Raw genomic sequence first — 23558 nt, 5'->3', positions numbered from 1 at the left:
ATGGACCTCGTGCTCGTGTGGTTCATCGCCATCGCGATCCTGTGGACCGGATACTTCGTCCTGGAAGGGTTCGACTTCGGCGTGGGTGTTCTGCTGCCGTCCGTCGGCAGGAACGACACCGGCCGCCGGGTCATGATCAACGCGATCGGCCCCGTCTGGGACGGCAACGAAGTGTGGCTGATCACCGCGGGCGGCGCCATGTTCGCCGCCTTCCCCGCCTGGTACGCCTCCCTGTTCAGCGGCCTCTACCTCTTCCTGCTGCTCATCCTGCTCGCGCTCATCGTCCGCGGGGTCGCCTTCGAGTACCGCGGCAAGGGCGACACCGACCGGTGGCGCGCCTGGTGGGACCGCGCCATCATCGTCGGCAGTGCCGTCCCCGCCGCGTTGTGGGGGGTCATCTTCGCCAACATCGTGCGCGGGGTCGGCATGGACGCCGACCACACGGTCACCTCCGGGATGGCGGACCTCCTCAACCCCTACGCTCTGCTCGGCGGCGTCACCACCCTGTCCCTGTTCACCCTGCACGGCGCCGTGTTCCTCACCCTCAAGACCCAAGGCGCCGTGCGCGGGCGCGCCCGCAGGGCGGCGACGCGCTCCGCCGCCGTCGCCCTGCCCGCCACCACGGCCTTCCTCCTGTGGACCCAGGCCGCCCACGGGAAACCGTGGACGCTCCCGCTGGTGGTGCTGGCCTGCGTGTCGCTGTTCGCCAGCGTCCTGCTGGCGATGCGCCGCCGCGAGGGGTGGTCCTTCACCGCGACGGCCGTCACCGTTCTGGCCCTGTCCGTGGCCCTCTTCGGCGCGCTCTTCCCGAACGTGCTGCCGTCCACCACCGACCCGGCCCACAGCCTCACCGTCCACAACGCGGCGTCGGCACGTTATACGCTCACCGTCATGAGTTGGGTCGGCGTCGTCTTCCTCCCCGTGGTACTCGCCTACCAGGCCTGGAGCTACTGGGTGTTCCGCAAACGCGTCACCCCGCAACAGGTCGATCCCGGCTCCGAGGACACCACCGACCACGACCCCACGGCCGGGAAAGGCACCGCGACGACGTGAAACCGCTCGACCCCCGGCTGCTGCGGGCGGCGCGGGCCGTCCGCACGCACCTTGTCGTAACCGTGCTCAGCGGCCTCGGTGCCACCGGGCTGATCCTCGCCCAGGCGTGGCTGCTCGCCCACACCATCGCCGCGGCGACCCGCGGCAGCGGAACCTCGGAACTGTCCTGGGCCATCACCGCCGTGGCGGGCGTCGCCGTCGCCCGCGCGCTGCTCTCCTACGGCGCCGAGGCTGCGGCGCTGCGGTCCGCGGCCAGCGCAAAGTCGCAGCTGCGCCGCATGCTGGTCTCCCACGTCACCGGGGTTCCCGCGAGCGGCACCCGCCCGGTGGGCCACACCCGCGGCACGGGGCGCGTCTGGCTCGCCGGGCGGGCGGACGACACCGGAGACGGGCACACGTCCCGCCCCGGCGAGCTGGTCACGCTCGCCACCCGCGGGTTGGACGCCCTGGACGAGTACTTCGCCCGGTACCTACCGCAACTCGTCCTGTCCGCCCTCGTCCCGCTGGCGGTACTCGTCGTGGTCGCCAGCGCCGACTGGATCTCGGCGGCGGTCATCGCCGTGACGCTGCCGCTGATCCCGATCTTCATGGCGCTGGTCGGCATGCACACCCAGAACCGGACGCAGCGGCAGTGGCGGCTGCTCAACCGGCTGGGCGGGCACTTCCTCGACGTCGTGGAGGGCCTGCCCACTCTGGCGATCTTCCGCCGCGCCAGGGTCCAGGCCGGGATCATCCGCCGGATCACCGACGAACACCGACGCACCACGATGTCGACGCTGCGGGTCGCGTTCCTGTCGGCGTTCGTGTTGGAGCTGCTGTCCACACTGGCGGTGGCGCTGGTCGCGGTGGAGATCGGCATCCGCCTGATGTACGGACAGCTGGACTACGAGACGGCGCTGCTGGTGCTGATCCTCGCGCCGGAGGCGTACCTGCCGCTGCGCGAGGTCGGAGCCCGGTTCCACGCCAGCATGGAGGGGGTGGCCGCCGCCGAGCAGGTGTTCGGGGTATTGGAGGAGGCCCCCGACGACAGCGGCGCCCGGGCAGAGGCCGCCCCGGTCACCGACGGGGGGTCCCCCGCGCTCCCGGGAGGGGGCCGTGCGCCCGTACGGGTGCGGCTGTCCGGGGTGGGTCTCACCTACCCCGGACGTTCCTCCCCCGTCCTCCACAACGTGGACCTCGACGTGGAACCGGGACGCAGTCTGCTGGTGGCAGGCCCCAGCGGTGCGGGCAAGAGTTCCCTGCTGTCGCTGCTGCTGGGGGTCACCACTCCCGGGTCCGGTGCGATTCACGTGCGCGGCGGGCCCGCGTCCCACCACCCGGACGGGAGGGACGGCACGGAGTGGACGGCGCTGGACCGGGTCCCCGTCGAGGAGTGGCGGGCGCACATCGCCTGGGTCCCCCAGGACCCGTACCTCTTCGACGACACCGTCGCCGGCAACATCCGCCTGGGCGCTCCGGACGCCCCGATGGAACGGGTGCGCGAGGCGGCCGGGATGGCCGAGGCCGACGCGTTCGTCCGGGAACTGCCCCAGGGCTACGAGACCCGCCTGGGCGAGCGCGGCGCGCGTCTGTCCTCCGGACAGCGGCAGCGGATCGCGCTTGCGCGCGCGTTCCTGCGGGACGCCCCGCTCGTACTGCTCGACGAGCCCACCGCCCACCTCGACCCCGAGAACGCCGCCGCCGTCCGCGTCGCGGTCGCGCGACTCCTGCGCGACCGCAGCGGGATCATCGTCTCCCACGACCGGGCGTGGGCCGACACCACCGACAGCGCGGCACGGCTGGACAACGGACGGATCATCCACGAAAGCGCAGCACCGTGAGCGACACACAGCAGGCCACCCACCCGAGCGGCGCGAACGGGGAGAACACGCGGGGTACCGGACGCGCGTGGCGCGGCCGTGACCCACTGGTCCGGATGGTCGCGCTCACCCTGACACCCGCGCGGGTCCCCCGGTTCGCGCTGGGGGCGGTGCTCGGCGCCGCCACCACGGCCTCGGCCGTCGCCCTGCTGGCCGTGGCGGCGTGGCTGCTCGCCAAAGCCGCCGAGCACCCGCCGATCACGGCGCTGAGCGTCGCCGTCGTGGCGACCCGCGCGCTCGGCATCACCCGCGGCGTGGCGCGCTACCTGGAACGGCTCGTCACCCACGACGCCGCGTTCCGCACCCTCGCCGACGTGCGGACGCGCGTCTACGAGCGGCTCGCGCGCCTGGAAAGCCTGCCGGCGGCGCCGGACACCGACACGCGGGACCCGAACCCGCCCGAGTCCCCCTCCGGGACGGTGCGCTCCGGGGACCTCGTGTCCCGGCTGGTGAGCGACACGGACGCCACCCAGGACCTGCTGCTGCGGGGTCTGACACCGCCGGTGGCCGCCCTGGTCACCGGAAGCGCCGTCACCGCGTTCTGCACCGTCGTGTTCGCGCCCGGGGGTGCGCTGCTCGCGGCGGGACTGCTGCTGGCCGGTGTCGCCGTTCCCGCCGCCACGACGGTACTGGGCCGCGGGCCCGGACAGCGCGCCGCCCGGGGCCGGGGGGACCTTTCCACCGCGCTGGTGGACGCGCTCCACGGAGCGCCCGACCTGGTGGCCTACGGGGCCATGCCCCGGGCGGTGGAGCGTGTGGAGCGGGCCGACGCGGAACTCACCCGTTCGGCCCGGCACGACGCGGCCCTCCTGGGCGTGGGAGCCGGCGCGGTCACGCTGGTCACCGGACTGACCGTGTGGGGGACGCTGCTGTTGGGAGTCGCGGCGGTGCGGGGCGGTGAACTCGGTGCCGTCTCGCTGGCCGTGCTCGTGTTGACCGCCGTGGCCGCCTTCGAGATCGCGGCGCCGCTCCCGGCCGTGGCGGCGAAACTGGGGGCGGTGCGCGCCAGCGCCCGGCGGCTGTTCCAGGTGCTGGACGCGCCTCCCCCGGTCGCTGTCCCGCCGGACGGTGCCGAGCTGCCGCCGCGGTTGCCCGAGAGCGACCCCCGGTCGGGGCTGCGCGTAAGCTCGCTGCGGGCGCGCTACGGACAGCACGAGCCGTGGGCGCTGGACGGGGTGGACGTCAGCGTCCCGCCGGGGAGGACCGTGGCGGTGCTCGGTCCCAGCGGAGCGGGCAAGAGCACGCTCGCCGACGTGCTGCTGCGGTTCCGCGACCCCGACGGCGGAACCGTGGAGCTGGACGGCGCCGACCTCACGGATTGTCCCCCGGACGAGGCGCGCCGGGCGATCGCCGGGGTCCCGCACGATCCGCACGTGTTCGCCAGCACCGTACGGGAGAACCTGCGGCTGGCCCGGCCCGAGGCCGACGAGGAGCAGTTGTCCGAGGCGCTGCGCCGGGTGCGGCTCGCCGACGAGGTCGCGGCGATGCCCGACGGGCTGGACACCGAGGTGGGTACGCACGGGACGCGGCTCAGCGGCGGTATGCGCCAGCGCCTCGCGCTGGCGCGGGCCCTTCTCGCCGCACCGCGGGTGCTGGTGCTGGACGAGCCCACCGCCCACGTCGACCCGGACACGCGGGGGGAGGTGATGTCCGACCTGTTGGCGGCCGCGCGGGGGTACACGACACTGTTGGTCACCCATGACCTGGCCGGCCTGGACCAGGTGGACGACATCTACGTGCTCTCGCGGGGACGGGTGCTACAGCGTGGTTCGCACGCCGAGCTCCGCGCGCGTCCCGGCTGGTACCAGCGCGTCTCGCGGCGATGACGGCCAGGCCTGCGGCGCCCGCGCGCACGGGCCGTACACAGGGATGCGGTTCGGGCTGGTCGCGTCCGCCGGGACACCGCATTCTGACGTGGAGAGGGACGCTCACGCGGGGCGTCCGATCCACGGAGGGAGTGTGTCCATGGGGCTGTTCGCGCGGATCGTCGTCGCCGTCCTGGTGGGGGCAGGGTCGTTGCTCCTGACCGCCGCGGGACGCGGCGCGGAGGGGGAGCTGGGTGGTTTCGTCATCGGGCACGTGCCGCCCGCTGCCGGGGACGACGTGTCGGACTTCGCCACGGTGTGGGGCGGGGTGGACTTCTCCTCGCGCGTGTGGGAGCGCGAGGTCGACGACGGGTACCGCGTCGACCTCAAGATCAACGTGCTGCGGGGCGAGCGGTTGTCGGGGGTGGATGAGCTGCGTGACTTCCTCGCCGAGTACCACGAGCGCGATCCCGAGGAGTGGGAACGGGCCTCGTTCCACGACGGCGCCTACCCCGGGTACCGGTCCGCGCGTCAGGCGTTCTGGCTGGTCCGACCCGGTGTGGGGGTGTCGGTGCGGCTCTACTCGGACCGGCTCGACACGACCGACCTCGAGGCCACGGTCGCGGGTGTCCGACCGTCCGCGGGTTAGGGCCTGTTTTTCGGACGCTTGTCCTGGTGCGCACCGCCCCAGGACAAGCGTCCGGCGGCGTTCCCGCCGGGCGGCGGAGGGTCCCGCTCGGTCTCCCTTCTCGACCGTGCCGGGCGGTACCGGAGACGCCGCTCGCGACGAACAGCGTCCGAAAACAGGATCCAGTCCCGAGACGGAGCTCCGCACGAACGTGCCCCGCCCGCCCGGTGTCCGGGCGGGCGGGGCGGTGCGCCGGCCGCTTCCGTGCGGGCGGTGGCGCTAGACGGCTGCGTGCTCGTTCAACCCGTCGATGTTGATGGCGTTGGCGTCGGCCAACGGTTGGTCCACCTCGAGGTCGGTCACGGTCATGTAGGGCAGCAGCAGGGGAGGCGGGAAGTCGGGGGTGAAGGTCAGCTTGATGCCGAGGATGCGGGCCTCCATCCGGGTAACGTGCATCTCGACGTCGCCGGACATGGTCATCGCGGGGATGTCGAGCGCCGCGGTGGTGTCACTGTGGTCGAACCACTGCCGCGCCCCCTCGAAGTCGGCCTCGTCCATGGACATCTTGAGGTAGCGCTTGGGGCCGTCGGTGGTGGGGTACTCCACCACACCGTCGAAGGTGGCTCCCTTCATGGTCAGGGAGTCGGCGCTCAGGCCGGTCCGCGCGGTTCCCGCGATGAACCGGTCGTCCTCGCTCTCCTCACTCTCGACGTCGGGGGACTCGTCATTCTCCTTGGCGGCCTGGCAGTCCTCAAGGGCGTTGAGGAGTTCCTCCTCGCTCTCGGCCTGGGAGGACTCGCCCCGCTCGAACTGGCACTCCTCGGGGTTGGCCTCACCGTCGCCGTCCTCCTCGGAGCTGTCGTCCGAGCCGTCCGGCCCCTCGCCGTCGCCGTCGCCGGAGTCCTCGGAGCCGTCCCCGGAGTCACCGTCGGAGTCGCCCTCCTCGGAGCCGTCCCCGGAGTCGGTGTCCCCGTCACCGCCGTCGGTGGGCGAGTCGTCGGGAGCGGGCTCCGCGGACTCGCTTTCCGAGGGGGTGGGTGAGGGAGTGGACTCCGAGGACCCGTCGTCGCCGGAGCCGAACCAGTCGTCCCACAGGTCGGTGGGGGCTGTCGCGGCGGGCAGGGTCAGGGTCAGGGCCAGTGGAAGCGCCACCGACGCGTGGGCGAGTCCGCCGACGCCCGAGTGCTTCCCGCCGGCCTGGGAATCGTTGTCCGGTTGTTGTTTCTCCTCCCGCTGGTTGGCGGTATCCGCATCGTCGGGGTGGAGGGACGTGGCGCCCTCGTCCTCCGCGGGGCCCGTGCTGGGGATCTCCTCCGTGCCGGGGGTCTCCTCCCCGGCGCCCGGACCGGCGTCCCCGTCCGTGGCGCGGCCGCCCCGCGGTTCGCGTCTGGGCATCCAGGCGAACAGCATCGCCCCGCCGACGAGGCCGAGCAGCATCCCGAGGACGAAGCCGCCGAAGTTGGAGGTGACGAACGACGCCAGGGACAGCAGGATCGCCACGATCCCGAAGAACATCCGTTGCGGGGGCTGTATCCAGGACAGCACACCGATCGCGATGAGCAGCAGGCCGACGAGGTAGCCGGACACTCCCGCGATGCCCTGCGTGATGATGAGTGGCAACGGGGCGAGCGGAGCGAGCAGGATGACGACGCCGCCGAGGGCGACGAGGAGCCCGCCCCAGAAGGGGCGGGTCCTCCGCCAGTTCCGGAATCCGCTCCGCGCGGACGCGCGTCGCCGTGCTCCGATTCCGTTCCTAGTCATTGGTTAGAAGCACTCGTGGTTTCCGGGCTTCACGTTCAGCTTCAGCCCGGTCAGTTTGAAGGTCCCGGCGTTCACTGACCAGGCGGTCTGCTTGAGGTCCGTGATGTTCACGGTATCGGCCTGCTGGCCGAAGCCGCCGACCTCGCCGGTGCTGCCGGTGGCGTTCTCCAGTGTGCTCGCGTCCCGGCCGATCTCCATGTTGGAGAACTCCGCGTCGCCGGAGAGCTGCTCCACGTCGATGACCATGTTCTCCGCCTCGGCGGGACTGTCTCCCTGCCCCGCGTTCACCAGGAGGGTGACCTCGCCGACGGGGGTGTCCATCAGGACCGACTGGCAGAGGTTGCTGAGCTCGGCGTCGTCGACGACGGAGACGGCGACCGGGTGCTGGGTGTCGTCCGCCGAGGTGGCGATGTCGCCGTACTGGGCGAATCCGGTGCCGTCCAGCTCGTCAGCGGACACCTTGAAGTTGTCGCCGGATACTGCGAACGAGGCCGCGATGCTCCCCTGAGCGGTGAGGCCGACGAGGATGCCCGCACCCGCCAGAGCGGGGATGAGGGCGAGACTGAAACGTTTCCAGCCGGTGCCGCCGGTAGCGGCCTCGGCCGTGGTCTCGTCTGACATGGATGTTTCCTCCTTTACGGCACCGGTTCCGGCCGGTGCCCACGCCGGGGGGATGTCGGCGAGCCTTGCGCGCCGCCTGGCCTCACGTGTTACATAGCTTTCATATACCGGCCAGTAGGTGATGGACCTTACAATAATTAATGTCACGTTTCCAAGTGCGACGAGTCACTATAAATGACACCGACTCGTAACACCTTGGTCTCGGGACCCGCGTACCGAAGAGAGGCACACCCGTGGCCACCGCGACGACAACGGCACGGACCCCCCAACACCACCCCTCCCGAGACTCCGACGGCGCCGAGGAACCCGACTACGACGTACTCGTCGTGGGGTCGGGCTTCGGGGGCGCCGTCAGCGCCCTCAGGCTGACCGAGAAGGGCTACCGGGTCGGCGTCCTCGAGGCGGGGCGGCGTTTCACGCCGGAGACGCTCCCGAAGACCTCGTGGGACCTGAAGAACTTCCTGTGGGCCCCGGCCCTGGGCATGTTCGGGATCCAGCGCATCCACATGCTGCGGGACGTGCTGATCCTGGCCGGCGCCGGTGTCGGCGGCGGTTCGCTGAACTACGCCAACACCCTGTACGAGCCGCTGGAGGACTTCTTCAACGATCCGCAGTGGCGCGACATCACCGACTGGCGCGCGGAGCTCGCGCCGTACTACGACCAGGCGCGGCGGATGCTGGGGGTACGCACCAACCCCACCATGACCCCGTCGGACGTGCACCTACGCAAGGTCGCCACGGACATGGGGGTGGGCGACTCGTTCCACCTCGCCCCGGTGGGTGTGTTCTTCGGCGACGGTCAGGACGGCACCGGTGAGGTGCGGGGCGCTCCCGGCCAGGAGACCGCCGACCCCTATTTCGGCGGGGCCGGCCCGAGACGGCGCGCCTGCGTCGAGTGCGGGGAGTGCATGACGGGGTGCCGGCGCGGCGCCAAGAACACGTTGAACGAGAACTACCTGTACTTCGCCGAACGCAACGGGGCGGACATCCACCCGATGACCTCGGTGGAGCGGATACGCGAGCTTCCCTCCGGGCGGGGCGGTGGCTACGCGGTGGACACGCTGGCCACCGGGACCCAGCGGCGCCGGCGGAACGCGCGCACCTTCACGGCGCGCCAGGTGGTGGTGGCCGCGGGTTCCTACGGCACACAGAGCCTGCTGCACGACATGCGCGACCGGGGGCTGCTCCCCCGGATCTCCCCGCGCCTGGGCACCCTCACCCGCACCAACTCCGAGTCGCTCGGCGGCGCCATGACCTCCGAGGTCGACCCGCCGGAGGACTTCTCCCAGGGGGTGGCGATCACCTCGTCCATCCACCCCAACACGCACACCCACGTGGAGCCGGTGCGCTACGGCAAGGGGTCCAACGCCATGGGGCTGCTGGCGACGATGCAGGTCCCCGGTGGCGGGCGGGTACCGCGCTGGCTGCGGTTCCTGGGGCTGGCGGCGCGCCAGCCGCGCACGTTCCTGCGCAGCCTGTCGGTGCGGCGCTTCTCGGAACGCACCATCATCGGCCTGGTCATGCAGTCCTTCGACAACTCGCTGACCACCTACGCCAAGCGCAACCTGCTCGGCAGGCGCAGCCTCACCTCCCGCCAGGGGCACGGCGAGCCCAACCCCACCTGGATCCCGGAGGGCCAGGAGACCCTGAGCCGGCTGGCGGAGGAGATCGACGGCCATGCCGGCGGAACCGTGGGTGAGGTCCTCAACATCCCGATGACAGCGCACTTCATCGGCGGCTGCCCGATCGGCGCGAACCCGGACGAGGGGGTGCTGGATCCCTACCACCGGCTGTTCGGACACCCGGGAGTGCACGTGGTGGACGGTTCGTCGATCACGGCCAACCTCGGGGTGAACCCGTCGCTGACCATCACGGCCCAGGCCGAGCGGGCCATGTCGTTCTGGCCGAACAAGGGCGAGGCCGACCCCCGACCGACGCCGGGTGGCGAGTACCGCCGCATAGCGCCGGTGGCCCCGCACAGCCCGGCCGTCCCGGCCGGAGCGTTCGCCGAACTGCGTCTGGCCCCGGGCGGGGTCCCGGATGAGTCCGCGGCCCCGGAGGAGACCCCGGACAGGGCTCCGGCCGAGTAGTCGCACCCGGCCCGTCCGCGTGACGGCCGGCGGTCGCTCCGGCCGTCACGCGGACTGCTGGTTCTTCTCCTCCTGGAGGTGGTCCAGTATCCCCGCGAAGTGTTCTCCCACCACGTCGTTGAGGTGACGGGCCATGGCCTGGGCGAGCATCGCGTCCACCGCCGTCTGGGCGAGCGGTCGGAGGCGCCGGACGAGGCCGGCGGCCTCGGACATGTCCTCGCCCTTCAGCATCCCGTCCGGGGCGTAGGTCGTGAGGATGTGTTCGGCCACCGTGTTCACCACGTCCCCAGCGACGGCGTCGACCTGGTTCCGCATCCGTTCGGCGATGTCCAGCACGGTGCTCACGGACATGCCGGCCACGGCGAGTTCGGCGCCGGCGTGCAGCAGCCGCGGGCTGGGGACGCGGAACCGGGCGCCCTCGCGCTCCAGCAGGCCGAGTTGGACGGCGCGGTCGATGTTGGCGGGGGTGACATCCCCGTCGAACAGTTCGCGCAGGTCGCCGATCGTGATGTAGCTGGGGATCTCGTCCGACCACGGGTCCCCCACGGCCGACTCGAAGCCGAGGATGTCGTTGAGGTCGCCGCCCTGCTCCCACACCGTGATCAGCTCGCTGATGTTGGCGAACGTGTAACCGCGTTGGAGTAGTTGGCCGATCAGTCGCAACCGGGCGAGGTGCGCCTCCGTGTAGATGCCGACGCGCCCCTCGCGTCTCGGCGGGGAGAGCAGCCCGCGGTCCTGGTAGACGCGGACGTTGCGCACGGTGGTATCGGCGAGCCGCGCTAGTTCGTCGATGCGGTATTCGGCCATGGGATCAGCCTAGGAAAGTCGCCGCGCGCTCGCGTCACTTCCGCCACGATCCCGGCATGTGGCGGAAACGCGGCGGTCATTTCCCACGGATACGACGTTAACCTATTGCACCGTGACAATGGCCATTGTAATATTCCTCCAACCGTTGTGGAGGAGATCACATGACCCCAGGCGCACTAGGTGACCTGTCCGGCCGCAAGGTCATCGTCACCGGCGGCTCCGGCGCGTTCGGCAGCGCCACACTCGCGGTGCTGCGGCACCTCGGTGCCGACGCGGTCGGCCTCGACCGCAAGCCCGACGACGGTGTCATCGCCTGCGACATCACCGATGAGGAACAGGTCAACGAAGCCGTCACGGAGGCCGTTGACCGCCTCGGCGGCCGACTGGACCGGCTGGTCCACTACGCCGGTGTCGGCCCCGCCGTCGACATCGGTGCCGCACCGACCGCCGGCGCCCGCGACGCGCTGGAAGTCAACCTGCTGGGAACCTGGCAGGTCACGGCAGCGGCGATGCCGGCGCTGCTGCGGCAACGCGGCCGGGTGATCATCACCGCCTCCCTCCTCGCCGGACTACCGCTCCCCTTCGCCGGCGCCTACATGGTCTCCAAACGCGCGCTGACCGCCTACGCGGACACGCTCCGCGCCGAGTACGGCACGCACATCGGGGTCACCACGGTCCACCCCGGATACGTCGACACCCCCATCCACGACAGTTCACGCTCCCAGGGCGTGGCGCTCGACGGCCTCGTACCAGCGGAACGCGTCCGCGACACCACGATGACCGTCGTGCGCGCCGCCGCCGCAGCGAAACCGCGCCGCGACGTCGCCTCCACCACGCTGGGCACCACAGCGCTGTGGGCCACCCGGCACGCGCCGGGGATCGTCGATCGCGTCGCCTCGCTCCAGCTCGCTGCCGTGGTGCACTCCGGGCATCTCGCCGGCTCCGAGATCGCCCGCGGGCTGCACGAACGCCACGGTGTCCGCCCAGCGACGAACTGAACCACCCGCCGCTACCCGCAGCGCCACCCCGTCAAAGGAGGACCGCAATGACCGTCCAGGCGCAACCCCCCGTCACCGACCGGGAAGACATCGCCAAACGCCTGCTGCGCTCGTCGGCCAAGGCGTCCTACAACCCGCTGGTAGAGATCGACTGGGACGCTCCCGTCGACAAGGACAAGTACGCGATCCACCCGGAGCGCATCTCCCTCTACGGCACCTACCTGTGGGACCAGCTCACCGAGGAGCAGCGCAAGGAGCTGAGCCGCCAGGAGATCGCCAGCGTCGCCAGCATCGGCATCTGGTTCGAGACGATCCTGATGCAGATGCTGGTCCGGCACGCCTACGACCGCGACCCCACCTCCAACCACGTCAAGTACGCCTACACCGAGATCGCCGACGAGTGCCGCCACTCGATCATGTTCGCCAAGATGATCGAGAAGCTCGACGCGCCGTTCTACAACCTGGACCGCACGGCGCAGTTCCTCGGCCGGATCTTCAAGGCCATCTCCAACGGACCGCTCACGTTCAGCGGTGCGCTGTTCGTGGAGGAGATCCTGGACCAGCTGCAGCGCGAGATCATGGTGGACGAGTCGCTGGAGCCCCTCACCCGGGCGGTCTCCCGCATCCACGTGGTGGAGGAGGCGCGGCACATGCGCTACGCCCGCGAGGAGCTGGCCCGCGACTGGCAGGACCGCAACCCTCTCGTCAAGGGCTACAGCCGGCTCATGCTCGGTCTGGTCGTGTACTACTCGGCGACGCGCCTGATCAACCCCCAGGTGTACGCGAAGGTCGGACTGGACCCGCGCGAGGCCCGCAGGGTGGCGCGCCGCAACTCCCAGTGGACCGACACGAAGACGTGGGCCGCCCGCAAGGTCGTCTCCACGCTGAACAAGTCCGGCATGATCTCCGGCCCGGGCAAGTTCTTCTGGCGCCGGGCGGGCCTGCTGGGCCGCCGGGGAGCCGCCGCCTGACCACCGCCGGGGCCGGCGCGCGCCGGCCCCGCCTCGGGCGTACGCCACCGGACGGCATCGGAAGGAACCGGAAACGTGACCGAACGCGCGACACATCCCGAGCACTACCGGGTTGCCATCATCGGCACCGGGTTCGCCGGGATCGGCATGGCGGCCCGACTGAAGCGGGCCGGGCTGAAAGACCTGGTGCTGTTGGAACGTGCCAACGACATCGGTGGCACCTGGCGTGACAACACCTACCCCGGAGCGACCTGCGACGTACCGTCGAACCTGTACTCGCTGTCGTTCGCTCCCAACCCGGACTGGAGCCGGAGTTTCTCCGGACAGCCCGAGATCTGGGACTACCTGCGCCGCGTCGCCGAGGACGAGGACATCGTCCGGCACGTCAAGTTCGACCACGACGTGGAGGCGGCCCGCTGGGACCCGGAGGGCAACCGCTGGTGGCTGCACACGCCGCACGGCGTCGTCACCGCCCAGTTCCTGGTGAGCGGTTGCGGGGCACTCGCCGACCCTTCCATTCCCGATATTCCGGGTTTGGACAAGTTCGAGGGAACCATGTTCCACTCGGCCGACTGGAACCACGAGCACGACCTCAACGGGCGCAACGTGGCCGTGGTCGGCACCGGCGCCTCCGCCATCCAGTTCGTGCCCCAGATCCAGCCCCAGGTCGGTCACCTGCACCTCTTCCAGCGCACCCCCGCCTGGGTGATCCCCCGCACCGACCGCAACATCAGCTCCGTGGAGAGCTGGCTCTACCGCAACGTTCCGGTCACCCAGCAGATCGCCCGGAAGGGCGTCTACTGGATGCGGGAGAACTACATCTTCGGGTTCGTGCACAGCCCCAAGCTGATGAAGGGGGTCGCGGCACTGTCCAAGGCCCACATGAAGCGGGCCGTCAAGGACCCCGAGCTGCGCGCCAAGCTCACCCCGAACTACCTCCCCGGCTGTAAGCGCATCCTGCTCGCCAACGACTACTACCCCTCCCTGGCCCAGCCCAACGTGTCGGTCATCACCGACGGGGTGTCCGAGGTGCGGGAGAAGTCGGTCGTGTCCGCCGACGGGACGGAGCGCGAGGTCGACACGATCATCTTCGGCACGGGCTTCCACGTGACCGACCTGCCGATCGCCCAACGGATCTACGACTCCGAGGGGGTCGCCCTGTCCGAACGGTGGGGCGACAACATGCAGGCCCACCGCGGCACCACCGTCAAGGGCTACCCGAACCTGTTCCTCCTGGCCGGACCCAACACCGGGCCGGGACACACCTCCCAGGTGTTCCTGATCGAGGCGCAGATCAACTACGCCATGGCCGCGCTGCGCTACGCCTGCCACAACGGCGTCGACCGGCTCTCCCCCCGGGAGGACGCCCAGGACGCCTACACCCGGCGGGTGCAGCGCAAGATGAAGGGCACCGTCTGGGTCACGGGCGGCTGCGACAGCTGGTACCTCAACTCCGAAGGCCGCAACGTGACGCTGTGGCCCGGTTTCAGCTGGGAGTTCGCGCTGCAGAACCGCAAGTTCGACGCGGGGAACTACCACCTCAGCTCCCGCTCCGCCGCTCGCCGCAACGGAGTGGAGGTCACCGCATGAGCGGCATGGACGACGAGGAAGAAGAGTACAACGGCCCCGTCACCCTGGTGGCCAACGGCGCGGAGATCACCGCGCACGCCCACATCGCGGGCCACTTCGACCCGCTCAACGGCGGCTACCGGTGGGTGGGCCGGCTGTCGCCGAGCTCGGAGGTGACCGAGGCGTTCCAGGCCGGGAACACCTCGGTCACCGTGCGGACACCGGAAGGCCATGAGGGATCGGGGAAACTGGGCGACGCCAACGTCTGGGGCGGCCACCCCGTCTTCGGCTCCGGAGCGCCCCCCTACCCCCTGCCCGAGGTGGACCCCGAGCTGTGAAGACTCGCACCGGGCGGCGGATCGCACAGTAGGGGACCGTCCGCCGCCCGGTGCGACCCTACAACCCCGGCCGCCGCACCGCGCGGAAGGCACGGGGAGAACGCGTCACGCCGGAGCCGCGCCGTCGTCGTGGCTCCGGCTCCCGCGTCGGCGGGGATGGTGCGGGGAATGCGGACGGCGGTAGGATGCTGCCCTCACACCATCACCGGCCCGGCGGGAGGACGCACGGTTGACCAGCCAGAAGGAACGCATGCTGGCGGGCGAGCACTACATCGCCGACGACCCGGAGCTCATCGCCGACGCCACACACGCCGCCCTGGCGGCCGAACGGTTCAACGCCACCAGCGCCGACGACCCGGACACCCGGCGCGAGCTGCTGGGGCAATTGCTGGCCAAGGTCGGTGACGGCGTCGAGGTGCGGCCACCGTTGCGGGTGGACTACGGCTACCGGACCACCATCGGCGACAACGCGTTCCTGAACTTCGGCGTCGTGCTGCTCGACGTGGCCCCCATCGGCATCGGGGCCGACGCCCAGCTCGGACCCAACGTGCAGCTGCTGACCCCCACCCACCCGGTGGACCCGGAGCTGCGCCGCGCCAAGTGGGAGTCCGCCAGCCCGATCGCCATCGGCGACAATGCCTGGCTGGGCGGGGGCGCCATTGTCTGCCCCGGGGTCACCGTCGGGGAGAACACCGTGGTCGGCGCCGGCGCCGTCGTCTCCCGTGACCTTCCCGCCAACGCCGTCGCCGTCGGCAACCCCGCCCGGGTGGTCCGCTACCTCTGACCACGGCGGCGGCGCGGTCCGGGTGTGCGATCCCGGGAGCACCAGCCGCCGTTCCCGGAGAGAAGGGGCTCCGCCGCGTTCATCCCCGGCGGTGCAGCAGGAAATCGCGCGCGTCCTCCCGCGCGACGAGGAAAACCACGGCCGGGAATAGGACGAGCATCCATATCCGTGGATCGTAGCCATGGAACATGTCGCTCAGTATGACCAGAATACGGAGCACGGAGAAAACCACCGCCGCCGCGAGAACGCCGCCCCTTCCGAAAGAGAGACGGAAACCGACGGCCAGAGCGACGGCCCCCTCAACAAGCCACACCACAGCGACCGGAATCCGCACGAGGTACCAGAGCGTGTCCTCGCCGAGATTGATGACTCCGAGAATGAGCGCCTGCGCGCCGAACATCATCAGCAGTGCCCGTGCGGCGTGAATCGAGGGGGGAACGGGGGGATCCTCCTCCCCCGTCCCGCTCGCGTCCAGGGCCCGGGACGGCGGGGACGGAGGGCTCGGTTCCGGTACCGGCCGGGATGACGGCCGCTGCGGGGGCGCGGAGGGCGTGTGGGGCGTCGCGCGCAGCGGGTGGTCCGACGAGACCACTCCCCCCTCCCGACGCGGCGGTGTGTCCGGGGCAGGCGGCCCGGTGGCGTCCGGGAGGACACGGGTCGGGTTGGAGGGACTCAGCCGGTGGGTGCCCTCCGTTCCACTGAGCAGGTCCCGTGCCTGTTCCGCTGTGGGGCGTCGCTCTATGTCGCGGTTCAACAGGCCGGTGATCAGCGGGGTGAGCCCTCCGGCGTGCTCCGGGGGCGGAACCGGCAGGGTCACGACAGCGGTGATGGTTCCGGTCAACGTCTCCCGGTGGAAGGGTGACCGTCCTTCGACAGCGGCGTGCAGGGTCGCCCCCAGGCTCCACAGGTCGGAAGCGGCCAGGGCCTCCTCGCGCTCCAGCCGTTCCGGCGCCATGTACTCCGGGGAACCGATCAGGGTTCCGGTGCGTGTCAGCGCGGTGGCGCCGTCAACGGTCGCGATGCCGAAATCGGTCAGCATCGCCCGCCCGTCCCCGGCCAGCATGATGTTGGCGGGTTTGACGTCGCGGTGGACCACCCCGAGTTCGTGCGCCGCGTGCAGCGCGCCCACGATCGCCTCCGCCATGGTGCGGGCGGCGGCCTCGGGCAGGGGGCCTCGGCTGTCCAGCCGTTCCTGGAGGGACTCTCCCTCGATGCGCTCCATCACGATCCACGGGTGACCGTCGACGTCGAGGATGTCGTGGACCGTGATCACCGCAGGGTGGGCGATGCGCGCGGCGGTCTGGGCCTCGCGCCGGATCCGGGAGTGCGCCTCCGTGCGCTCCTCTCCTGTCACATGGTCGGGAACGAGCACTTCCTTGATCGCGACGTCGCGTGCGAGCGAGTGGTCGTGGGCGAGCCACACCACTCCCATGCCGCCCCGGCCGAGTTCCTCACGCAGCTCGTAACGGCCGGCCACGACACGACCACCCGTGTGTTCCTCTGCCATGTTGTGCTTCCGTACTGGGGGATGGGGATGCCGAGCGCGAGATTACTACGAATCACGAAACGACAGGAAGAAGAAGTACCGGAAACCGGAATTGTCCGCCCCGCCCGAAACACGGGCCGGTCCTCGGGTTTTTCCTCCCCCGTCGCGCCTCCCGCCTCCGTCCCCGCACGAATCTCGTGGAGAGGACAAAGGAAAGGAACAATTCCTCGGCTCCGGTTCCCTTCCGCGTCCGCGGCGTGTGATCGGGAGTGCCGGTTCCGCGCCCGCGTCACCCGTGGACCGCGGTGGCGCGGTGCCCGGCCCGCGGGGATACGGCACACTGGCGGAGGTGGGAGAGACCCCTCGTACGTGAACGGACCGACCCGTGCCTGTTTTCCTGACCTACCTGCTGCGCGGCCTGACCCGGGCGCGCACCTGGATGCTGCCGGCCATGGTGATGGTCGCCGTGTTCGTGACGAGCTGGCCGCTGATGGCCCTCGCCGAACCGGCGGACGCCCGGTTCACCGACCCCGCGACCTACTGGTGGTGGTTCATCGTGACCGCCTCCACCGTGGGGTACGGCGACTTCCACCCCACCACGACGATGGGCCACGTCGTCGGGGTCTACGTCATCATCGGCGGTATCGCCACGCTCACCACGATCTTCACCCAGCTTGCGGGCGCCATCGAGAACGCGAAGGGACGGCGTATGCACGGCTCGATCACTGTGGACCACAGGAAGCACACCGTGGTGCTCGGCTACACCCCCGGCCGGACGGAACGCATCGTCGACGAGGTGCTGGCCGACACCAACCAGGCAGTGGTCCTCGCGGCCTGGGACGAGGTGGAGAGCCACCCCATGCCGGACCGCGTCACCGACTTCGTGCGCGGTGACCTCACCGACAGCGACGTGCTGCGGCGCGCAGGCGTGCACCGGGCGCACACGGTTCTCGTGGACGCGCGTGACGACCACGAGACCCTGGCGGTCGTGGTGACGGTCAACCACGTCGCCCCGGACGTCCACCTGGTGGCCACCCTGCGGGACCTGGAGCACACCACCCGCCTGCAGTACGTCAACGGCGAGGTGCGCTGCCTGCAGTGGCACAGCCCGCGCATGGTGACCGAGGAGCTCCAGTCGCCGGGTATATCCCAGGTGTACTCGGAGCTGATGACCTACGGCGGGCAGAACACGTACGCGCTGCGCCTGCCGGACTCCGCGCCCTCGGCCGCGTTCGGCGACTACCAGACCGTCATGGGGCGCGAGCACGACGCCACGCTGCTCGCCGCGCGTGTCGACGGGACGCTGCGGGTGAGCCCACCGTGGCGGACACCGGTCCCCGGGGGCAGTCTCCTCTACTACGTCAGCGAGGAGCGGATCTCACCGGAGCGGCTGGCCCGCGCGCTGCCGTCCACCGACAGCGCGGCCCGCTCGTGAGCGGGGCCGGCCCGGTGGCAGCGGCTGGTTACCAGGCGTCTTCCTGGCGGAAGAACGCCGCGCTGGCGTATCCGGAACGCACCGTGGCGTAGCCGGGCTTGATCGTGTGGTTGATCAGCGCGAGACGCTCGTCGTGGCTGGTGAAAGCGGATTTCATCGCGTTCACCGTGAACCACCGCAGTTCCTCCAGGCCGTAACCGAACTCGTCGGCGAGCCGGGAGAACTCCTCGGTCATCGAGGTGCGGTCGAGCATCCGGTTGTCGGTGTTGATGGTGGCGCGGAACCGCAGTTTCCGCAGCACCTCCACCGGGTGCTCGGACAGGTCGCGCACGACGCCGGTGTTCACGTTGGAACTGGGGCACAGTTCCAGCGGTATCCGCTTGTCCCGGACGAAGGAGGCGAGCTGTCCCAGTTTGGCCGAGCCGTCCTCGGCCACGGCGATGTCGTCGATGATGCGCACGCCCTGGCCGAGCCGTTCCGCGCCGCACCACTGGATCGCTTCCCAGATCGAGGAGAGTCCGAACCCTTCCCCCGCGTGCAGGGTGAGGTTGAAGTTCTCCCGCTTGATGTACTCGCAGGCCGAGATGTGGCGTGTGGGCGGGTACCCCGCCTCGGGCCCGGAGATGTCGAAGCCCGCGACCCCCTGGTGCCGGTACCGCACCGCGAGGTCGGCGATCTCCAACGAGTCGGCCGCCTGCCGCATCGCGGTGAGCAGCAGCCGCACGTCGACGGTGCGCCCGAACAGCCGGGACTTGGCCTCCCCCACGCGCAGTCCCTCCAGGACCGCGGCCACGACCTCCTCCCTGTTGAGGTCCTGACGGGTGTGCAGCTCCGGCGCCACCTTGACCTCGGCGTAGACGACGCCGTCCTCGGCGAGGTCCTGGGCGCACTCGGCCGCCACCCGGGTCAGTGCCTCCCGGGTCTGCAACAGGTCCAGCACCGGTTCGAAGCGCACGGATTCCGCCTCGTGCAGCCGCGCCCCTTCCCGGGCGTACCACTCCTGCAGCCGGCCGGGCTCCTCGGCGGGAAGGCCCGTGTAGCCCTGCTCCGCGGCGAGTTCCACGAGGGTGCTGGGCCGGAGGCCGCCCTCGAGGTTGTCGTGCAGGAGCACCTTGGGCAGTTGCTGGAGCGTTCCGTATGCCAGTTGTGTCATCATCCTCCTTGGAATCGTCTTCTACTTGGGTAAATTTCCCGGCAGTGTAGACCACGCACACCATGGTGCGCTGCCCTGGGAGGATGTGAGTCAGCTCGCAGTGGTCGACAGCCGGGTCTCAGCTACCGGACGTGTTCGGGATGATGTGTTCCGAGACCTCGGAGTACACCTGCAACAGCCGGGTCTGGGCCGCTCGCCGCAGTTTGGCCACGCACTCGGAGGCGGCGGTGTCGTCGCCCACCAGTCCGCCCTTCGTGACCGTGGGGGTTCCGTCCAGGGGGCCGCCGCTCAGGTGGCCGTGCACCGCTAGCGGAAGCACCTCACCACCGACCTCGAAGGCGTGCACCCCGAGCTCGTCGAGCACGCTGGAGATGACGTCCCCACCGGTGAGGTAGAGGCCACTGGGTAGGGAGTGCGCCCCGGCCTCCTCGTGCACGTCCTGGACGACCTCGCACACGAGCTCGGCGAGTCGGCCCGGAAGCGCGCGCCGGGACGGCGTTCCCCCGGCGCCCTCCCGTACTGGGAGAGCGCGCGCCACGACCAGTTCGGGGAACCCCGCGGAGGTGAGCTGGCTGGTGAGTTCCCGGGCCACCTCCTGGGCGTGGTCGTCGCGGGGGTCGGTGAGGCGTTCCACGTCGATGTCGACGAACTTCACCGGGCCGCTGCGGGCGAGGGTGTCCATCTGGCGCTGGGTCACCTCGGTGAGGCTGCCCGCCACGGCGAGCATCGGGCCCCGCGCCCCGGCCTGCCCGCGCAGCCGCAACGCGTAGGACAGCTGGGTGCTGCTCGCTCCGGGGTCCACCGCCACCCACACGGTTCCGTCCGTGCGGTGGGCTTCGGCGGCGGCCTCGGCTATGTCGGTGAGGTGGCGCTCGTCCAGCGCGTCGCACAGGACGATCGGCTCCTCACCCGCCACCAGGTCGGCGGTGAGCATGGTCTGGGTGACCTGCCGGATCGGAACGTGCCGCACGGCGAGGTCCGTCTGCTCCCGCAGGATGTCGGCCACCACACTGGTGGACATCGGGCAGAACGGGTCGCTGACCAGCTCGGTGCGCTCCAGCGGGGTGCCGTCCAGCATCTGCACCCCGTCGACGGTGGTGCGGCCCGAGTTGGGGAAGGCCGGCACCATCAGCGCGCGCACCCGCTGGTTGGCGGGCAGCCGGTCACGCACCGCGCGCCACGCCGCTTCCACCTCCGCGCCGACGTTGCCGCGCAGGGTGGTGTCGGTGCGTTTCACCACCAGACCCACCGGCCATATCGCCTCGATGACGTCGGTGACGAGGTCGGCGGCCTGTTGCGGGGAGACGTGCCTGCTGTCGAGGTTGGCCACCACGACGTCGTACTCGTCCGCCACCGATGTCACGTGTTCGGGAGTCACCGTGGCCACCCGCATCCCGGCGCGCGCGAACCGGGCGCCGGTGGCGTTGGCGCCGGTGAGGTCGTCAGCGACAACGAGAACCTGAGCCATACCAGACTCCTATGCACGGGGTTCGGCGGGGGCGGGGTCACCTCTCACCCTAGGCCCTGTCCAGCGGGCGCTCGTCCCGCTGCGCGCCGCTCCAGCACCGCGTCGGCGGGGGTCTCGTCCGCTCGGCGCAGGAGCCGCGCTCCGCCCTGGCCCTCGACCGTGGCGCTCCCGACGGGCGGCGTCCGCCGCACAGGGTCCGGCGCGCCACCGCGAACGCCGGTGCCGCCTTCCGGCCCGGGGAACGTAGTCGACTCGCTGGCTCGGGGGCGCAGCGTCAGCGCCGCCGCGCGGAGCGCGGCACCACCAGTGCCAGACCGGCCAGGGCCGCCGCCGCGCACAGGGCGACGACGTAGGCGACGACACCGCCCCAGCCGACGTGGTCGTAGAACACCCCGCCGAGCCAGCCGAACCCGCTGGATCCGAGATAGTAGGACAGGGTGTACAGCGCGCCGGCCTGGGCTCGGGCGTTGGCGGGGGCGCGGTGGCCGACCCAGCCGGAGGCGGTGGCGTGCGCGGCGAAGAAGAAGAACGTCAGCACCAGCAGCCCCGGAACGACGATGGCCAGCGAGTCGCCCAGCAGCGCGAGCGTGCCGAGGGCCATCATGACCACGCAGACGAGCAGGACGGTGTGGCGGCCGGTGCGTTCGGTCACCCGGCCCACGGCGGCGGAACTCACGGTTCCGGCGAGGTAGGTGACGAACAGGAACGCCACCAGGGTCTGGGACAGGCCGAACTCACCGCCCGTCATCCGGAAGCCCAGGTAGTTGTAGACGGTGACGAAACCGCCCATGAGGAACAGGGCCTGGCAGTACAGCGCGACCAGCCCCGGGTCGGTGACACTGTCGCGCAGCCGCCGGGCCAGCCCGGGACCGGAACCGCGGCGGCGGGTGGGGCGGAACCCGCGGGGCCGGGGAACGGCGGTGAGGAAGAGGGCGAGGGCGGCCAGCCCCAGGAGGGAGTCCGCGCCGATCCCCCAGCGCCACCCGGCCACGTCGGAGACGACCCCGGCGACCAGGCGTCCGGCCATCCCGCCGACCGTGTTGCCCGCGATGTAGGCGCCGGCGGCGCGGGACAGGTGTCTGGGGTTGACCTCCTCGGCGAGGTAGGCCATGGCGACGGCCGGCACACCGCCCAGGGCCGCGCCCTGGGCGGCTCGCAGCGCCAGCAGCGTTCCCATTCCGGGGGCGAGGGGAGCCGCCAGTCCCAGGAGGGTGGCGGCCCCCAGGGAAACGGTCATGACACGCACCCGACCCACCCGGTCGGCGAGACCGCTCCAGAGGAGTACGCAGGCGGCGAGCCCGCCGGTGGCGAACGACACGCTGAGCGCCACCCGGGAGGAGGAGGCGGAGAAGGTCTCCGCCATCCCGGGCAGGACGGCCTGCACCGCGTACAGCTGCGCGAACGTCGCGATACCGGCCGCGGTCATCGCGGCGACGATGCGCCGGTACTCCCTGCTTCCCGCGCTGTGTCCCCGCCAGTGGCGCTCCCGGCCTCCGATGTCACCCACTCACCCGACGCTATTCCCGCGGGGTTCCGTGGTGTGCGCGTGGGCCTGGTACTCCGTGTCCGGGAGGTTGGCGAACTCGGCGCGCCGGTGCTCGACGGACTCGGCCATGGCCCGCTCCCGGGTCTCGGGGGTGGCACGCTGCCAGCGGCGGACGCCGGCGTTGCCCATCGCCAGCAGCGGGAGGAAGGGGGCGACGTCCACGCGTTCCAGTCCCAGGCCGTCGGCCACCTCCTCGCCCTGCATCACCCGGGTCAGACCGACGAGGAGCCTGCGCATCTCCGGCTCGGGCATCGCCATGGCCCCTCCCAGCGGGCTGTGGATCAGCGCTCCCAGGAGGGCCTCGACGAGGGTACGGGCGTGGGTGTCCGGGGCGGCGTTGGTTGCGTCCACCAGTTCCAGGAGCTCGCTCGCCGTGGTGTGGTCGGTGATGTCGCGGTAGAACCCGGGGGACAGTCCCAGCAGGGCCGCGATGGTGTGCCAGTAGCGGTAGAGGTCGCGTTCCTCCTCCGCGGGGATCTCGATACCCAGCCGCTGCAGCGCCCGGAACGGGACGATGGTGAAGTCCAGCCAGGTTCGGACCGTGTCCACCTGGTTGATGGGCACGCCCCACTCCTCGGTGTCCCAGTCCCCTTCCAGGGCGTGGGCGCGGACACGGGCGTGCAGTAGTCGTACCTGGACGGTGGCGGTGTAACCGGGGGCTCCGCGCAGCAGACCGCCCGGCAGGATGGCGTTGTTGCGCCACAGCCCGGTCTCTCCCAGCCGGCGGGCGGCGGTGTCGGTGCTGGTGAGTTTGCCGGTTCCGGCGAGCACCCGGGCGATGGCGGGTGCGCTGTAGGTGTGCACCAGGGAACCGAGCGCGAAGGCCATCCGGCTCCAGAACGGTTCGATTCCGAGGCTGGCGGTGTCCCCCCGCTCCAGCAGTTCGGGGTCGGCTCCCGCCGTTACCCCTTCCGACTCCCGCAGTAGCTCCGCGATGGCCGGGGGCGGGTCGTGCAGCGCCGCCAGCCCGGACTCCAGACCCGTGGTCAGCGCCCGCCGCGCCGCTGCTCCGTGGGAGCGCAGCTCCGCCACCGCGGCGTCCGCGGTGGGGTCGCCGGTGCGCAGGCCGCGGTTGAGCAGCTCCGCCGGCTGGGCGCAGAAGCGGGGCTGGAGACCGTCGATGGTGGGTTTCCGGCGCCGGGGCGCCGCCGGTGTGGGGGTCGTCGGCATTGTTCCTCCAAGCGAT

The 23558-nt window shown here is 71.0% G+C and carries 19 protein-coding genes; 11 read left to right on the top strand and 8 right to left on the bottom strand.

The genetic code is table 11. From position 1 onward, the window contains the following. The 4 genes from cydB (at position 1) to FHX37_RS02750 (ending at position 5366) form a co-directional block, all read left to right on the top strand. Positions 1-1053, top strand: coding sequence for a cytochrome d ubiquinol oxidase subunit II (gene cydB, locus FHX37_RS02765; protein WP_141921898.1), 1053 nt, complete (start codon positions 1-3; stop codon positions 1051-1053). Next, the gene (gene cydD, locus FHX37_RS02760; RefSeq protein ID WP_141921897.1) at positions 1050-2873 is read left to right on the top strand and encodes a thiol reductant ABC exporter subunit CydD; all 1824 of its coding nucleotides are present in this window, start codon (positions 1050-1052) and stop codon (positions 2871-2873) included. The genes cydB and cydD overlap by 4 nt, the downstream gene beginning before the upstream one ends. Beyond that, positions 2870-4738: a thiol reductant ABC exporter subunit CydC gene (gene cydC, locus FHX37_RS02755; RefSeq protein ID WP_394344465.1), complete on the top strand. Its 1869-nt coding sequence runs from the start codon at positions 2870-2872 to the stop codon at positions 4736-4738. Before cydD ends, cydC begins: the two co-directional genes overlap by 4 nt. Before the next feature lie 139 nt (positions 4739-4877). Then, the gene (locus FHX37_RS02750; RefSeq protein WP_211351726.1) at positions 4878-5366 is read left to right on the top strand and encodes a hypothetical protein; all 489 of its coding nucleotides are present in this window, start codon (positions 4878-4880) and stop codon (positions 5364-5366) included. Positions 5367-5624: 258 nt separating this feature from the next. On the opposite strand, the gene FHX37_RS02745 is transcribed toward FHX37_RS02750, so the two are convergent. Continuing rightward, complete coding sequence (locus FHX37_RS02745; protein WP_141921896.1) at positions 5625-7106, bottom strand: DUF6114 domain-containing protein; 1482 nt, start codon at positions 7104-7106, stop codon at positions 5625-5627. A gap of 3 nt (positions 7107-7109) precedes the next feature. Next, positions 7110-7727, bottom strand: coding sequence for a DUF6230 family protein (locus tag FHX37_RS02740; protein WP_141921895.1), 618 nt, complete (start codon positions 7725-7727; stop codon positions 7110-7112). Between the two features lie 233 nt (positions 7728-7960). Between FHX37_RS02740 and FHX37_RS02735 the strand changes: the two genes are divergently transcribed. Then, positions 7961-9817, top strand: coding sequence for a GMC oxidoreductase (locus tag FHX37_RS02735; RefSeq protein WP_141921894.1), 1857 nt, complete (start codon positions 7961-7963; stop codon positions 9815-9817). A gap of 45 nt (positions 9818-9862) precedes the next feature. Here FHX37_RS02735 and FHX37_RS02730 read toward each other — a convergent pair whose 3' ends face one another. Further along, positions 9863-10624: a MerR family transcriptional regulator gene (locus FHX37_RS02730; RefSeq protein ID WP_141921893.1), complete on the bottom strand. Its 762-nt coding sequence runs from the start codon at positions 10622-10624 to the stop codon at positions 9863-9865. Between the two features lie 161 nt (positions 10625-10785). Here FHX37_RS02730 and FHX37_RS02725 point away from each other — a divergent pair, with 161 nt between their 5' ends. The 5 genes from FHX37_RS02725 (at position 10786) to FHX37_RS02705 (ending at position 15284) form a co-directional block, all read left to right on the top strand. Then, a complete protein-coding gene (locus FHX37_RS02725; RefSeq protein ID WP_141921892.1) occupies positions 10786-11622 on the top strand; it encodes an SDR family NAD(P)-dependent oxidoreductase in 837 nt (278 codons plus the stop codon). 47 nt (positions 11623-11669) lie between these two features. Next, positions 11670-12593, top strand: coding sequence for an AurF N-oxygenase family protein (locus FHX37_RS02720; protein ID WP_141921891.1), 924 nt, complete (start codon positions 11670-11672; stop codon positions 12591-12593). Positions 12594-12668: 75 nt separating this feature from the next. Further along, entirely contained in the window at positions 12669-14183 is a 1515-nt protein-coding gene (locus FHX37_RS02715) for a flavin-containing monooxygenase (protein WP_141921890.1), read from the top strand. After that, entirely contained in the window at positions 14180-14500 is a 321-nt protein-coding gene (locus tag FHX37_RS02710) for a DUF4873 domain-containing protein (RefSeq protein ID WP_141921889.1), read from the top strand. The genes FHX37_RS02715 and FHX37_RS02710 overlap by 4 nt, the downstream gene beginning before the upstream one ends. A gap of 250 nt (positions 14501-14750) precedes the next feature. Then, complete coding sequence (locus FHX37_RS02705; RefSeq protein WP_211351878.1) at positions 14751-15284, top strand: sugar O-acetyltransferase; 534 nt, start codon at positions 14751-14753, stop codon at positions 15282-15284. A 79-nt stretch (positions 15285-15363) separates the two neighbouring features. On the opposite strand, the gene FHX37_RS02700 is transcribed toward FHX37_RS02705, so the two are convergent. After that, complete coding sequence (locus FHX37_RS02700; RefSeq protein ID WP_141921887.1) at positions 15364-16791, bottom strand: serine/threonine-protein kinase; 1428 nt, start codon at positions 16789-16791, stop codon at positions 15364-15366. Positions 16792-17155: 364 nt separating this feature from the next. On the opposite strand from FHX37_RS02700, the gene FHX37_RS02695 reads away from it, so the two are divergent. Then, positions 17156-18205, top strand: a complete 1050-nt coding sequence (locus tag FHX37_RS02695; RefSeq protein WP_141921886.1) for an NAD-binding protein — start codon at positions 17156-17158, stop codon at positions 18203-18205. A gap of 28 nt (positions 18206-18233) precedes the next feature. Here FHX37_RS02695 and FHX37_RS02690 read toward each other — a convergent pair whose 3' ends face one another. The 4 genes from FHX37_RS02690 to FHX37_RS02675 form a co-directional block, all read right to left on the bottom strand. After that, entirely contained in the window at positions 18234-19358 is a 1125-nt protein-coding gene (locus FHX37_RS02690; protein ID WP_141921885.1) for an adenosine deaminase, read from the bottom strand. Positions 19359-19476: 118 nt separating this feature from the next. Next, positions 19477-20826 carry a four-carbon acid sugar kinase family protein gene (locus tag FHX37_RS02685; RefSeq protein WP_141921884.1) on the bottom strand — a complete coding sequence of 450 codons (1350 nt, stop codon included), beginning with the start codon at positions 20824-20826 and terminating at the stop codon, positions 19477-19479. 274 nt (positions 20827-21100) lie between these two features. Continuing rightward, positions 21101-22252 carry an MFS transporter gene (locus FHX37_RS02680; RefSeq protein WP_141924972.1) on the bottom strand — a complete coding sequence of 384 codons (1152 nt, stop codon included), beginning with the start codon at positions 22250-22252 and terminating at the stop codon, positions 21101-21103. Between the two features lie 81 nt (positions 22253-22333). After that, a complete protein-coding gene (locus FHX37_RS02675) occupies positions 22334-23542 on the bottom strand; it encodes an oxygenase MpaB family protein (RefSeq protein WP_141921883.1) in 1209 nt (402 codons plus the stop codon). Positions 23543-23558: the final 16 nt, after the last annotated feature.

Source organism: Haloactinospora alba, assembly GCF_006717075.1.
GTDB lineage: Bacteria > Actinomycetota > Actinomycetes > Streptosporangiales > Streptosporangiaceae > Haloactinospora > Haloactinospora alba.
Note: the sequence above shows the minus strand (reverse complement) of the source record. Positions and strands in the feature narration are given on the sequence as shown.